The sequence below is a fragment of the Lentibacillus persicus genome (assembly GCF_900112705.1).
GTDB classification, from domain to species: domain Bacteria; phylum Bacillota; class Bacilli; order Bacillales; family Amphibacillaceae; genus Lentibacillus; species Lentibacillus persicus.
The window spans coordinates 216559-231203 of sequence record NZ_FOMR01000003.1 but is presented as its reverse complement, the minus strand read 5'-3'; the positions used below and the strand labels follow the sequence as shown (position 1 = coordinate 231203).

At 43.4% G+C, this 14645-nt stretch carries 15 protein-coding genes; 10 read left to right on the top strand and 5 right to left on the bottom strand.

Translation table 11 applies throughout. From position 1 onward, the window contains the following. Positions 1–9: 9 nt before the first annotated feature. The 5 genes from walK to BMZ22_RS05505 all read left to right on the top strand — a co-directional run bounded on the left by walK (position 10) and on the right by BMZ22_RS05505 (position 6158). A complete protein-coding gene (gene walK, locus BMZ22_RS05525; protein ID WP_090082802.1) occupies positions 10–1830 on the top strand; it encodes a cell wall metabolism sensor histidine kinase WalK in 1821 nt (606 codons plus the stop codon). After that, positions 1830–3137, top strand: coding sequence for a YycH family regulatory protein (locus BMZ22_RS05520; RefSeq protein ID WP_090082798.1), 1308 nt, complete (start codon positions 1830–1832; stop codon positions 3135–3137). The genes walK and BMZ22_RS05520 overlap by 1 nt, the downstream gene beginning before the upstream one ends. Before the next feature lie 2 nt (positions 3138–3139). Beyond that, complete coding sequence (locus BMZ22_RS05515; protein WP_177183359.1) at positions 3140–4057, top strand: two-component system regulatory protein YycI; 918 nt, start codon at positions 3140–3142, stop codon at positions 4055–4057. A gap of 8 nt (positions 4058–4065) precedes the next feature. Next, on the top strand, positions 4066–4851 hold the full coding sequence (locus BMZ22_RS05510) for an MBL fold metallo-hydrolase (RefSeq protein ID WP_090082793.1): 786 nt from the start codon (positions 4066–4068) through the stop codon (positions 4849–4851). An 86-nt stretch (positions 4852–4937) separates the two neighbouring features. Further along, the gene (locus BMZ22_RS05505) at positions 4938–6158 is read left to right on the top strand and encodes a S1C family serine protease (RefSeq protein ID WP_090082792.1); all 1221 of its coding nucleotides are present in this window, start codon (positions 4938–4940) and stop codon (positions 6156–6158) included. 161 nt (positions 6159–6319) lie between these two features. On the opposite strand, the gene BMZ22_RS05500 is transcribed toward BMZ22_RS05505, so the two are convergent. After that, entirely contained in the window at positions 6320–6694 is a 375-nt protein-coding gene (locus tag BMZ22_RS05500; protein ID WP_245745223.1) for a DoxX family protein, read from the bottom strand. A 335-nt stretch (positions 6695–7029) separates the two neighbouring features. On the opposite strand from BMZ22_RS05500, the gene BMZ22_RS05495 reads away from it, so the two are divergent. Further along, a complete protein-coding gene (locus tag BMZ22_RS05495) occupies positions 7030–7326 on the top strand; it encodes a 4a-hydroxytetrahydrobiopterin dehydratase (protein WP_090082790.1) in 297 nt (98 codons plus the stop codon). Between the two features lie 32 nt (positions 7327–7358). On the opposite strand, the gene BMZ22_RS05490 is transcribed toward BMZ22_RS05495, so the two are convergent. Both BMZ22_RS05490 and BMZ22_RS05485 read right to left on the bottom strand, forming a co-directional pair. Then, entirely contained in the window at positions 7359–7916 is a 558-nt protein-coding gene (locus BMZ22_RS05490; protein WP_090082785.1) for a GNAT family N-acetyltransferase, read from the bottom strand. A gap of 177 nt (positions 7917–8093) precedes the next feature. Beyond that, the gene (locus BMZ22_RS05485; protein WP_090082782.1) at positions 8094–8453 is read right to left on the bottom strand and encodes a Lin0512 family protein; all 360 of its coding nucleotides are present in this window, start codon (positions 8451–8453) and stop codon (positions 8094–8096) included. A 144-nt stretch (positions 8454–8597) separates the two neighbouring features. Between BMZ22_RS05485 and BMZ22_RS05480 the strand changes: the two genes are divergently transcribed. The 4 genes from BMZ22_RS05480 (at position 8598) to BMZ22_RS05465 (ending at position 11463) form a co-directional block, all read left to right on the top strand. Beyond that, positions 8598–9152: an O-acetyl-ADP-ribose deacetylase gene (locus BMZ22_RS05480; RefSeq protein WP_090082778.1), complete on the top strand. Its 555-nt coding sequence runs from the start codon at positions 8598–8600 to the stop codon at positions 9150–9152. A 105-nt stretch (positions 9153–9257) separates the two neighbouring features. After that, positions 9258–9869, top strand: a complete 612-nt coding sequence (locus BMZ22_RS05475) for a YpjP family protein (protein WP_090082774.1) — start codon at positions 9258–9260, stop codon at positions 9867–9869. Positions 9870–9996: 127 nt separating this feature from the next. Further along, positions 9997–11163 carry a TraB/GumN family protein gene (locus tag BMZ22_RS05470; RefSeq protein ID WP_090082771.1) on the top strand — a complete coding sequence of 389 codons (1167 nt, stop codon included), beginning with the start codon at positions 9997–9999 and terminating at the stop codon, positions 11161–11163. A 21-nt stretch (positions 11164–11184) separates the two neighbouring features. After that, positions 11185–11463, top strand: a complete 279-nt coding sequence (locus tag BMZ22_RS05465; protein ID WP_090082768.1) for a hypothetical protein — start codon at positions 11185–11187, stop codon at positions 11461–11463. Between the two features lie 78 nt (positions 11464–11541). Here the strand turns inward: BMZ22_RS05465 and BMZ22_RS05460 are convergent, their stop codons facing one another. Together BMZ22_RS05460 and BMZ22_RS05455 are read right to left on the bottom strand one after the other, a co-directional pair. Beyond that, on the bottom strand, positions 11542–12966 hold the full coding sequence (locus BMZ22_RS05460) for an aldehyde dehydrogenase family protein (protein WP_090082764.1): 1425 nt from the start codon (positions 12964–12966) through the stop codon (positions 11542–11544). A gap of 24 nt (positions 12967–12990) precedes the next feature. Beyond that, a complete protein-coding gene (locus BMZ22_RS05455; RefSeq protein WP_090082760.1) occupies positions 12991–14622 on the bottom strand; it encodes an acetolactate synthase large subunit in 1632 nt (543 codons plus the stop codon). Positions 14623–14645 lie beyond the last annotated feature (23 nt).

Genomic DNA, 14645 nt, shown 5'->3' with positions numbered 1-14645 from the left:
GTTTCACAAATGCATAAGGTTGGTTTTTTCCGGTCGATCCAGTTGAAATTTATCATTATTTTTATATTATTGCTGCTTATTACGATTCAAGTGATAAGTACGTACTTTGTACGTGGTCTGGAGACTGAACTGAGGGAGAACTTTGAAGAATCAGTGGAGGCCAGTGTCGGTATTTTAGAAGTAAACCTCGAACAAGCTTTCAGTAAGGAACGGTCTGAAGATGATGATGAGCCGACACTGCCACAGGAAGTGCAGGATATCGTAAGGGTTAATGATACAGAGGACATCAACACAATTCGGGTTGTGAATATGCAAAGCCGCATTATTGCGTCAAGCAACACGTCGAGCAGCAATATTGATAAAAAAACGACAGATGATTTTATAAATAACGTTCTGCGATTTGGCGATGAAGATAAAGGCAACGTATACAGGGATGGAAATCGTATTTACCGCCGTGTTGTTCCAATATATGATGATGAACAGACTCAAGTCGGGGCACTTTACATCGAAGCGTCGCTTGAAGGGGTCTATAACCAGCTGAATGATATTAACCGTGTTTTCCTGCAAGGATCGATTTTAGCAATTACAGTATCTGCTTTCCTGGGGATTCTTGTTGCGAGAACTATAACAAAGCCGATTCAGGAAATGCGGAGGCAGGCGCAAACGATGGCCCGGGAAGACTTCTCTCAAAAAGTTAATGTTTATGGAAAAGATGAAATCGGTCAGCTTGCCGAATCATTTAATGATTTGAACGCCAAACTGAAACATTCACGGGCGTTGACTGAAGAAGAACGGCGCAAATTAAGTTCAGTTCTTTCAAACATGTCTGACGGCGTCATTGCAACAGACCGAAACGGGTTTATTACGTTATTGAATGATGCTGCAGGTGTGCTGATTGGTTATGATCCCGAAGAGGCACATGGTGAATTTCTTTTGGACGCGCTGCAATTGGATGAGAACTCGGTAGATATTACGGATTTGCCCGAAAGTGGGTCAATGATTATTGATTTTAGTGATGATGACGAAATTTATCTGATACGTGCCAAATTCTCGACCATTTCCGATGAAGACAACGATGTAACCGGCTTCATCACGGTTCTTAGTGATGTGACTGAACAGGAGAAAATTGAACGTGACCGGCGTGAATTTGTCTCAAATGTGTCTCACGAGCTGCGGACACCGCTGACAACGATGCGCAGTTATATTGAAGCACTTACAGAAGGTGCTTGGGAAGACAAAGAGATAGCACCGAGGTTTCTTGATGTCACGCAAAAAGAAACCGATCGGATGATTAGAATGGTTAATGATCTGCTTCAACTTTCAAGGATGGACAATAAAAGCGAGTCCCTTCAGTCTGAACAGGTGGATTTTATTAGCTTCCTCCACCAGGTGATTGACCGATTTGAGATGAATGTATCTGAGCGAATTGAATTGAAGCGTGATCTCCCGAACGGCAAATACGATGTTTGGATTGATAAAGACAAGATGATACAGGTTTTGGATAATATTATTTCGAACGCTATTAAGTACTCACCTGAAGGCGGAACCATTTATTTTAAGGTATCGAAACAGCGTAGTCAGATGCTTGTATCAATTGCCGATGAAGGCACAGGCATACCTTATGATAAAGTTGATAAAATTTTTGATCGTTTTTACCGTGCGGATAAAGCCCGATCGCGCAAACTGGGCGGCACAGGACTGGGTCTGTCGATTACCAAAGAAATTATTGAAGCCCATCACGGAGATATTTGGGCAAAAAGCAAAGAAGGTAAAGGGACGACGATTCTCTTTACACTTCCGCTGGTGAATAAGAAGCGGAGGGGTAAATAATGCGGTTTGAGACAGTAAAATCTTTCATACTATGGGTGTTGATTGGCACCAGTCTTTTGCTTACATTTGCCCTTTGGAGCTATACCCCTAACGGTGAAAGGCTTCCCGAGGACGCTGTTGAAGAAAGCACAGACCTGGGCGGCATAGAAGAATCGATAAGCAGTCTGGTGGAACCCTCTTCTATTATTTTCAAGAGCGGTGACAATTATTTTGGTTTTAAAGATCCAAGTGACCGTCAGTCTCTGTACGAAAACATGCAGTCATGGACGTTATATGAATTTGAAACGTCAGCCAGTAATGGGCCGCCTTCGCGTGACAATATGGTTGAAATGGTTTTCCCGGATGCTATTCCAATGGAACTTGCAGGATCTTTGTTTACATTTAACGAGGACAATTATTTTCCGGAATGGCAGTTTGACCGGCTGTTTCTGACGTTTAACGAGGATTCGAACACACTGAATGTCAGCTTCCTCTCTGAGCATGGTGATCAGGAAGCGACAGCTGTTATTAATAATTCCGAAAAATATGGGGTTTTATGGGAGTATCTTACGACGTTTGAGGGGCTGACCGAGTACTTAAGAGTTGAAACAACAGAGAAACCATCCTATATACCAAGGCATCAAACGAATGTACCGAGCGTCTCTGTGGCGGTTCAGACGATTAATTCAAACCTTATGGTTGATATATTATTTTCCAATCCTGAAATCGTGAGCCCAAACCGCATCGGTGAAAACGAAATTTATTATACTGACAATGCAAGGGGAATTATGCGGGTTTATCCGAACAGGCGGACAATGGAATTCCAAAACCCGCTGCAGTCATCAACGGAGCTATTGGAACCGGCAGTGCTTTTAGATCAAAGCATTATGAATATTAATGATCACCTCGGCTGGACGGATGAATATAACTTGGCTGAACTTGACGCCGAGGCATCGAATAATACAGTTCGGTATCGGCTGCATTATAACGGGTATCCTGCTTTCGGCAGCAACTACACCTCCACTATTGAACAGCAATACCGTGGAACAGAATTACACCGATATTACCGGCCAATGTACACACTTCAAAATTACCTGGGCGGCGATGAATCCGCCACATTGCCTTCAGGAATGACGCTCGTAGAAAAACTTGAAAACAGCACGACATATAATATGGACAATGTACGCCATATCAAAATCGGTTATGATTTAACCTATCAAAGTGATGCGGATGCTGTCTCATTGGATCCTGCCTGGTTCATGGATTACAACGGTACATGGCAAAAAATTGATTTTGAAGATCAATCATGGCAGCAAGGAGGGAACTGAGGATGCAATGGAAACAAATTAAAACATTATTTATCCTCTGTTTTCTCGTTTTGAACGTCTATTTATTGCTGATGCTTTACGATAAACAAACGCAATCGGAATATGCTCTGCCGGACACCTCGGATTCAACATTTGATCAGAAGCTAGAGTCCGAAAATATCAGTATTAGTGCGACTTTGCCCAACGGCGATTTTAATGTGCCCTATTTATCGTTGGATCGAAAGTCGTTTACAGAGGAAGAGCTTGCGTTTTTTGAAGAGGCGGATAATCAGGAAGCAGAAGTTATAAATGAAAACTTTATTTTATCACATTTTGAAAATCCTATCTCTATACCTGAAGATGCAGATAGCAGCTTAGTCAGTGATTTGGTTAAGAGTAATATACTTCTGGCTGATAATTATCGGTTCAGCAGCTGGAATAAAGACATGAATGTGCTCATCTTTTTTCAGGAAAAAAATGAGCTGCCGATTTATTATAACCAGAGTGGCATTGTTCTTGTGTATTTAAATGAGGAAAATGAAATGATTTTCTATACCCAGACGATGCTTGGAGATGATGAATCCCCGGAAGAGGAGTCACTCATCGAACCGATGGAGGCCATCAGAACATTATTCAATGAGAACAGGCTGCAAAACGGGGATGAGATAACCGAAGTTAATATGGGCTACCATACGCGGATCCCTCTGGAGACCGGTGAGCAGGGCTTTTCACCGACTTGGACTGTAACTGTAAATGACGAGGAAAATTTTTACGTCAACGCGATTGAAAATCAGGTTGGCTCCAACGATGAGCTGGACTTTTTAAAAGAATCGGTGGACTCTACTATCGAGAGGGTGCAAAAACTGGAGGAAAGTGACTTGACTGAATTTTTGCTGTCACACCTCAATCAAAAATTATCATCTAATCAGCAATCGGAGTGAGTTGTTAAATGACATTACGTTTTAGTGTACTGGCCTCAGGCAGTACCGGGAACGCTTTTTATATCGAGTCAGACAAGGAAAAGCTTTTAGTGGATGCCGGGTTAAGCGGTAAACAAATGGACAGGCTGTTCAGTGAAGTGGCCGTTGATCCATCTCAACTGACAGGGATTTTGGTCACTCACGAACATAGTGACCATATTAAAGGACTTGGAATCATCGCACGGAAGTATAATTTACCGATTTATGCGAATGAAAAAACGTGGACTGCCATGGAAAATGATATCGGCAAAATCTCGCTTGATCAAAAATTTCATTTTGGCATGGAAGAAGTGAAGACATTCGGCGATATTGATGTGGAATCGTTTGGTGTCTCACATGATGCTGCCGAGCCAATGTTTTTTACCTTCCGGAATAATGGAAAAAAAGTCGCGCTTGTAACCGATTTAGGCTATGTTTCAGAACGGATTAAGCGTACTGTGGAGGATGCGGACGCTTATATATTTGAAGCAAATCATGATGTCGGAATGCTGCGGATGGGACGATACCCGTGGAATGTTAAGCGTCGCATTTTAAGTGATTCAGGGCATGTCTCGAACGAGGATTGCGCGCTTGCACTTACTGATTTAATCAGTAATCGGACGCAGCGGGTTTATTTGGCCCATTTAAGTCAGGATAACAATATGAAAGACCTTGCCCGCATGTCAGTTGACAATATTTTAAAAGAGCGCGGCATTAACCTTGATATTTGTGATACTGATCCAAAAAAAGCGACTTCTTTATACGAAGTTGGATAATAATATTTCGTTTGGTGTAATACTATAATGTAATTATTATTTTGGCTATTTATTAAACAATTCCTTTGAATAAAGGAGCAGGGTTAATGGGTTATTTCGATAATGATGAACAGGGACACCGAACGAAGAAAAAGCATTGGCTGCGACCTGCTCTTATAGGAGCATTTCTTGGCATTGCGGTAGTGCTAATCGCATTGCCTGGCGTTTTACAGTCTGACATCCTGCCTCAGGACCGGACTAATGAGACGGAAAACAATACGGGAGGCAATCATGAAAGTGGCGCTCAGCCTGCACCAGATGGTTTTGTATCTGTAAACATTTCATCGCAAATAACAGATGTGGTCAATGAAGTAAGTCCTGCAGTTGTTGGCGTTATTAACATCCAGCGTCAAGGTGATTTTTGGCAGCAGGAAGAAGGCCAGCAGCAGACAGAAGCTGGCACAGGGTCAGGTGTGATTTATAAAACTACAAATGGTTCAGCCTATGTTATAACAAATCACCATGTGATTGAAGGGGCTGACACTGTGGAAGTCATTCTCTCCGATGACACACGGGTAGAGGCCGATATACTTGGCAGTGATTTATTTTCGGATCTTGCTGTGCTTGAAATGAACAGTGAGCACGTTCAGGACACGATCACTATGGGCACATCTGAGAACGTAAAAGTCGGTGAGCCGGCAATAGCGATTGGAAATCCATTGGGGATGTTCTTAGGCTCTGTAACACAGGGCGTTATCAGTGGTACTCAGCGCACGATTCCACAGGACTTTAACCAGGATGGCCGGGCGGATTGGCAAGCCGAAGTTATTCAGACCGATGCAGCAATTAATCCAGGTAATAGCGGCGGTGCTTTAATCAATATAGACGGCCAGCTTATTGGGGTCAATTCAATGAAAATTAACCAGGAAGCTGTGGAAGGGATTGGTTTTGCGATTCCAATCGATACGGCGCGCCCGATTATTGATGAACTGGAAACGACCGGTAAGGTTGATCGGCCGTACATGGGAGTTGAAGTCTATTCACTTGAAGAAGTGCCGAAGACCGAATGGGAAAGCACGCTGAACCTTCCGAGTGACGTGGAAGGCGGTGTCTATGTGTGGACGGTTGAATCCGGCACGCCGGCAGATACAGCAGGTTTGCAACGTCTAGATGTCATTACAGCAATGGACGGCAAGCAAGTTTCGAATATGATTGAGTTGCGTAAAATTTTATATCAAGAGAAGGAAATAGGCGATTCCGTGACTGTCACGTATTATCGAGAAGGTGAAAAACAGGAAGCGACATTTGAATTAGTTGAACAGCGTTAAAAAGCTATCCTCCCGGAAGGATAGCTTTCTTTTTTAAAGTTATCCACAGAGTGTGAATAAAATGTCAATAACTCCAAATATAGTATGGAACATAAATTCCGCACCAAAATAACTGCGAACATTTGTGCATATGTGTATAAGTTTGGGGATAAGTTTTTACGTTAACGCTGCTTGACCGGGTTATGGTGCCAAAGCAGGAGCAACAGTATTAGCATTACGATATCAAGCCGCGCCTCAAAAGCGAAACTTAAAAAGCCCTGTTTCATAATGATTGGAAGTTTAGTGAGAAATATAGCGCCGAGGATTATTAAAATGAGCGGTGCAGCAGCCTGTCTGATATACATCCGGGCTAATATGAATGCACTGCAGGCAATTTCAGTGATAGCTACAAGGAATAATACTGATTCTGGAAATGGAAGCCCAAGACTCATAAACGTTGCTTTAAAATCACTTACAACAAGCTTGAGAACCCCGGATGTCAAAAATACATAACCGACAGCATAGCAAATAATGTCAGATATACGCATTAGGCGCATTGTAAATCACTCCAGTTGATATGATATCTAATACATATGCAACTCATCGGACAACCTTGACAATCATTTTCCAGATTGAAATTTCACGTTATCCCGCAATAAAGGACAGTAAGCCGTCAAAATACACCGGCTAACTGTCCTTAAATGTCCGATTCTGTTCAACTAACAATCAGTGGGGAAAAAAAGCTCCCCACTGATTGAAGTTTCACTTTATCCCCAAAATTCTGTGGATAGTTTGTGGATAACGTGTTGATTTGATGTGAAAAAGAGATTAATTTGTTAAACTGGAGGGGACAGCATGATACGGTTGAATTAGATTAGATGGAGGTGTGGGAATGGAGCGTTTGAGTGAAGCGCAAATTGAAAAAGAGTTGGAGAATTTGCCTGACTGGAAGCGGCTGGATGAAAAGTGGATCGGAAGACGGTACCGGTTCAAGGATTTCTTAAATGGGGTGCGTTTTGTAGATAAAGTGGCTGAGTATGCCGAAAGCAAGCAGCACCATCCGTTTATTTCAATTGATTACAAAATCGTCACGATGAAAATATCCTCTTGGCAGATGAAGGGGCTGACAGATTTGGACTTTGAAATGGTTCGTCATTTTGATGAGTTGTATGAACAAGGTGAGAAATAGAAAAATGCGGGCCGATCATCACCCGCATTTTCTTATTCCTGCTTTTTCTGATCCTTCCATTCGTGGGCTAGCATGCCATAAACGATGTGGTCGACATAATGATCATGAAGCCACTCTGCCTGACGAATTTGTCCTTCCTGAATAAAACCGAGCCGTTCAGGGATAGCCCGGCTTTTTTGATTGGCGTATGCAGCACGTATTTCAATCCGATTTAATTCCAGCGAATAAACGGCATAGTCAATTAAACCGCGTACGGCACGGGTCATAATACCTTTTCCTTCATACCCGGTTCCGAGCCAATAGCCAATATGACCAATGCCATTTGTCCAATCAAAAAAATTAAATCCTGCAACACCAGTGAGTTCACCCTTATATAAAATGCCCGCCGTAAGCCCCTTCCTGTCGGCAAACTGTTTTAAGACGGAATCGATAAACGCCTTGGAATCTTCGGGTGATTTGGTATGATCAACCCAGACCAGCCATTGCCGTAACGTTTCTCTTGATTCATCCGTCAGCTGGAATAATGGAGCCGCATCGTTGATTTCCAGGTGTTTCAAAGCAATTTCATCATCAATCACAAACAAAAACATATCATGCGCCTCCCAATTACAAAGTTGGGAGTTATTTTATCACATTCAGAAACGTAATCAAGAAATAATTTAGAGGATTAGCAAACGAGCTTGCCCCTCAGCAAAATGTCTCCTGCTAATCCTCTAATCGTCCGTTGTATTTAATTCAAATTAATAGCCCCTTTTTCCAGATAAAATTTAATAACCAACTTCAATCGCTGCGTTGACAATGTACATCAGATCGTTTTCATCATTTTCTTTATCAAGCATAATGCCGCTTGATGTTGCCATGCCACCGTCAGTTACATCGACGGTAACCGAGCCGTATGGCACTGCATCTTTGACCTGTTCGTTATCCAGTTTATCACGGTCGAGCGGGACTGCCAGACGAACATTAACCTTCATGTTATCAATATCCTCACCGGGGAGGCTCTTTTCAATTCCTGGCATTGAATTGGTTAAAACCGCATCTTCTACAGCACGAACTGAAGCTTTTGTGACGTCTTGACCGTGTACATCGATACCGCTGCCTGTTTGAATGAAGAGAATCTGTTCCATGAATAGGATGCTCCTTTTAACGAGATACTTTTTTATTCACTTTCCCGATGTCGATCATTCTAAAACATTGTGCTGACGTTGAAACATTTGAAGTCAAACCTCGTATAAGCGAAAATGGAACTAAATTCAGGGAAGGGTGAGTTAATGAAAATCGAGCTTAACGGCAATACACTTGAACTGATGACAGGAGATATCACCCAGCAGGAAACTGATGTCATAGTGAATGCCGCCAATGGCACGCTGATGGGGGGCGGTGGCGTTGATGGCGCAATACACCGGGCAGCTGGTAAGGATCTCTTGAAAGAATGCAAACAAGTAAGAGAAAAACAGCTTAATGGCGAAAAACTGCCGACTGGAAAGGCTGTTTTGACACGTGGTCACAATCTCCCGGCGAGCTACGTCATCCATACAGTCGGACCGGTATGGAATGAACGTGTTAATAATCAGGAAGAGCAGCTGGCTGATTGCTATCGGAATGCCCTGAAAATTGCATCCGGAGAGGAAGCGTCAAGTATTGCTTTTCCTTCCATTTCAACCGGTGTTTACAGTTTTCCAATTGAACTGGCTGCCGAGACAGCTATTAAAACCATTGCCGATTTTTTATCTGATCATCATTTTGGTCACGTCACGATCGTTTTGTTTTCAGACAATGATTACGAAGCTTATGCCGCAGCATTAAAATCGTTCACAAATGATTAATTTTTCCTTTAAACAGCTTGATAAAATGTTTAGAATTCGCGTGGAAGTTTATGAGAATTCATGATAAGATTGACGTATTAAAAAACACTAGAGGAGATAATCAGGATGAAGCTTTGGATGCGCAAACTTGCTGTAGCATTGGTTGCGGTTGTGACACTCGGTATATATATTCCGGAGATTGACATTGAAGCAGACGCTGAACAAAGCAATGAAACAGCTGAAGCAGATCAGCCTGATAAAACAGGCACGCATAAACGGGAACCTATACCCGAGCTGAATGACGAAACTGAAGAGGTCATAACAGAACATCTTGAAGACGACCCGATGGTTGCTTTGCACACAAAAGCTGTCGAACAAACAATGGTAAAAATGGGTCCGAGGATTGCGCCAAAAGTTGAAGATGACTTTCAGACGGTCATTTTGCCTAGAATTGAAGACGCCATTCAGATGATAACAAAGGATATCGCTGAAGATGATTTTCAGTACTTAACCATTACTGAACAGCCGTCTGATGGGGTTGGTGAGCGTATTTTTAATATTTACGACGAACGGAGCGGGACAGAGATTGCCAGATTTGATGTCAGGCGCGAGAACCGTCCTTTAGAAGGCTACTGGTTTAATTTTCATTACCATATTAAGAATGACGGGTTTGAAAACCATCATGATATTGGAGAAATTTACTGGGATAAGAATACCCCGCCGAAGTGGATGTCTTAATGTAAGAGCCTGGTCCTGCACCAGGTTTTTTTTATAAGTTGGGTGAATCAAGCTGTAGTATGATAAAATAATAAGTACGGAAGTGGTGACGGCCGTGCCGTTAGTAAACAAAACAGGAGTTTACCATATGTCTGAAGAAAACATCACACGCATCCATTTGGATGATAAAGAATACATACTGATTGGCACAGCACATGTATCAAAAAGCAGTGCCGAACAGGTTAAAGAAGTAATTGAAGCTGAAGCACCGGATGCTGTCTGCGTCGAGCTCGATCAGCAGCGGTATAAGTCTGTCACGGAAGGCAGCAAATGGCGTGACATGGACATTTTCCAGGTCATTAAAGAGAAAAAAGCGACTTTATTGCTGATGAACTTGGCAATTTCATCGTTTCAAAAACGCATGGCCAAGCAATTCGGCATTGAAGCCGGACAGGAAATGATTCAAGGGATTGAATCAGCCAAAGAAACTGACGCGGCACTTGTACTGGCAGATCGTGATATTCAAATCACTTTCTCCCGCATTTGGGGAAATCTTGGTTTTAAAGGTAAGGCGATGCTGCTGATGCAGGTGATCGGCAGTATTTTCAGTAAGGAAACCATTTCGGAAGAAGAATTGGAAAAGCTCAAGTCAAAAGACATGCTCGACAGTATGCTGGAAGAGTTTACCGAGCATTTTCCTAGGTTGAAGAAACCCTTGATTGACGAGCGTGACCAGTATCTCTCTCAAAAGATAAAAGATGCACCGGGGGAAAAAATTGTTGCTGTGCTGGGTGCTGCGCATGTGCCTGGTATTACGAAGGAAATTCATAAGGAACAAAGTCTGAAGCAGCTAAATGAACGGCCTCCTAAATCAAAGGTGCCTAAAATCATAGCCTGGTCGATTCCGATCTTAATTATCTCCATAATCGCCTATACTTTCTTTAACAACCCATCTGCGGGGTGGCAGCAAACCGTTAGCTGGATTTTGTGGAATGGAAGTCTGTCAGCAGTTGGGACGGCCATCGCACTTGGCCATCCGCTGACCATATTGACCGCTTTTCTGGCTGCCCCGATATCTTCGCTGAACCCGTTGATTGCTGCGGGCTGGTTTGCCGGTATTGTCCAGGCTTTTATCCGCAAACCGCACGTTGGTGATTTTGAAGAATTATCCGAAGATGTCCATAGTGTGAAAGGTTTCTGGCATAATAAGGTGACACGTATTCTTCTGATTGTCGTTTTTGCCAATATCGGAAGCTCAATAGGAACGTTTATCGGTGGTGCCGATGTTATTCGTGTCTTCTTGGAAAATCTGTAATCGCTCAGGAGGAAATATCATATGAGAGTGATTGCTGAACAGCCGTATGTTAAAGTCGAACGGTATATTGCCCTTACAGGCAAACATTATATTGAGGATGATCGCACGTTATATTTGTGTACTGATCGTATCCTCAGCAAATATCATGAATTTCCGCTTGAAATTGTCTGGGATGTGTCGTATCGTCGTGTCGGGCCGCGGGGTGGACTGCTTTATCTGCACACAAAAAAAGGCGTCAATGTCTATACGGTTAAAGAATCGCCTGAACAGTTTATTGAAGCCTTTCGCAATGTTAAATAAAGGTATATCAGAGGTTGGGACATTAGCATTTTCCTTTGCAGAAATGTAGAGATGCTTTTGTCCCAACCTTTTTTAATCTTATTCTTTCAGTTTCAATCCGATAAATTTCCGTTCGGTCATGCCTTCTACGGCGTATTTTACACCTTCTTTGCCGACGCCGCTTTGTTTGACGCCTCCATACGGATGATTGTCCTGACGGTAGGTTGAAATTTCATTAATCCATACGCCCCCCATTTCGAGCTTATCTGCCACTCGGAATGCGCGGTCGATATTGTTGGTAAATACCCCCGCCTGAAGACCGTAAATTGAATCGTTCGCATAACTCACTACATCGTCTTCCGTGTCAAAGGGAATAACCGAAACAATTGGGGCGAACACTTCTTCAGCAATGATTTTCATATTGCTTTTAACGTCCGTCATGATGGTCGGCTGCAGCATTGTGCCATTCCGCTGGCCGCCTGCTGCCACGATAGCGCCATTTTCAGCCGCATCATCAATCCATTTTTTAGCCCGCTCAGCTTCCTCTTCGCTGATCATAGGGCCGATATCGGTTTCCTCAGATGCGGGATTACCGATTGTCAGTTCTTCTGTCGCCTTGATATATTCTTTTAAAAAGTTGTCATAGACGGGCTTCTGAACATAAATGCGCTGTGCCGAGATGCAAACCTGACCTGAAAAAGCAAATGCCCCCTTGACCAGCTTCGTGACAGCTTCATCAATATCGCCATCATCAAATATAATATTAGGTGAATTGGAGCCGAGTTCGAGCGTCACGTCCTTAAAGCCGGCTGATTCTTTAATCGACCGCCCGACCGGCAGACTTCCGGTAAATGATATTTTGTGCACTTTATCATGGGTCACCAGCTTTTCACCAATCTCCCCTTCACCCATCAGCAGATTGAGAACACCGTCCGGAAGCCCGGCTTCATGAAAAAGTTTTGTCAGTTTATAAGCCGACACAGGTGTATTTTCCGCGGGTTTAAAAATAACTGTATTTCCCGCTGCTATGGCAGGCGCAATTTTATGGAGCGACAAGTTTAATGGAAAATTGAACGGTGTGATGGCTGCGATAACACCAAGGGGGACATGTTTAACGAGCCCCAGGCGTCCGTCGCCATCAATTGCCGCATCCATTGGCACCACTTCGCCGCTGATATGTTTGGCTTCTTCAGAGGCGAACCGGAGAACTTGAATCGATCGCTGCACTTCCCCGCGGCTGAAAAAAATGGGCTTGCCGGCTTCCTTCATAATTGTTTCAGCAAATTCCTCCGCCCGCTCCTCCATTAAGTCTGCGGTTTTTCGGAGGATGTCTGACCGTGTATGGGCAGGCATTTCTTTCATCGTGTTATGAAACGTATCGAATGCGCCGTTAACAGCCTGCTCAAGTTCATTGTTTGCAGCAAGGGCGATTTCTGCCACTACGTCGTCATTATACGGGTTTCTGACTGTTAGTGAATTACTGCTTGTGTTAATGACGTTACCATTAATAATTGAGCCTATCATGCACTATGGCCTCCTTTCCAACCTTTAGCAAATAATGTCTCCAAGTTTTTCGGTTAATTTCATGTTTTCGCTGTAATCTACCGGACAATCAATGAAAACTGGCTCGTTGCCATTAGCGGCCTTTTCCAGCGCAGGTTTCAACTCCTCGGCTTTTGTGATGCTCACCACGTCAAACCCATATGAAGCCGCGAGCTGTTCATAGTCCGGATTGCCAAATTTAATATATGATGCGTTTTCAAATTTCTTTAATTGATGCCATTCGATGAGTCCATAGCCATCATCCCGCCACATCAGAACAATAATCGGGAGACCGAGCCGTTTGGCAGTTTCCAATTCGGCTCCGGTCATTTGAAAAGAGCCGTCACCGCAAACAGCGACAATATTACGTTCAGGGTTAACCATTTTAGCCGCAATAGCACTCGGAACGGCTACCCCCATTGACGCTAAGCCATTTGAAATGAGGCATGTATTTGGCTGATAAGTGTGATACATACGGGCCATCCACATTTTATGAGCGCCCACGTCTGAGATGACGATATCATCTTCCTTTAGTACAGCGCGCAAGTCTGAAATAATCTTTTGCGGTTTCATAGGAAAGTTCCCGTCATTCTGAAATATTTCAAGTTCATTGAGTGCCTGTTTTCTAACGTTGGCAACCCATGAGTTGTCACGGTTGTTACTGACGAGGTTTTCCCTGAGCTGCTGCAGATTAGTTTGTAAATCACCAATTATATTATATGCGACAGGATAATTGGCATCGGTTTCGGCCTCGGCTGTATCAATGTGAATGATTGGTGTGTTGCTTCTGTTCCAGTTTTTTGGCGGATATTCTGCCATATCAAACCCGATGGTTAAAATCAAATCCGCTTCATTGAACCCGCATGTAATGTAATCATTGCCCCCTATTCCTGCCGTCAGGAGGCTCAGATCGTCTTCCCAGGAAATTGCACCTTTGCCCATAAAGGAATGTACAACGGGGATTTGTGTGTGCTGGACAAATGCCCTGAATTCTTCTGTCGCCTGTTGACGGCTGATACCATTACCTGCAAGGATAAGCGGGTGTTTTGCATTATCGATTAGTTTCACCGCTTGCTTTATAATACGTTCGTTTGCTTGCGTATGCGGGAGTTGATTAGGTGTGAGCGGTGTCGTTTCATCAACTTCAATACCGGCGATATCTTCGGGCAAATCGATATGTGTTGCCCCCCACTTTTCCTGTCCGGCCACCTGAAATGCTTTGCGGACAACTTCGGGTGTTATTTTGGCGGATTTTATTTGAGCATTCCACTTGGTGACCGGTTCATACATATTAATCAGATCATAATACTGATGAGAAATTTTATGCTGGCGGTCCAGACCTGCCTGACCAGTGATTGCGACAAGCGGTGCCTGGTCCATATTTGCATTGGCAACACCAGTCATTAGATTGGTGGCACCAGGCCCAAGTGTTGCAAGACAGACCCCGGGAGTTCCTGTCAGACGTCCATATGTTGCTGCCATAAACGCGGCACTTGTTTCATGCCGTGTTACGATGAATTCAATCTCAGAGTGATAAAAGGCATCCATGAGATCAATATTCTCTTCTCCGGGCACCCCAAAAACATACTTTACCCCTTCTTCCTCAAGACATTTGACGAAAAGCTCTGCAACTTTCATAGCAATCATCCTTTGTAAAATTT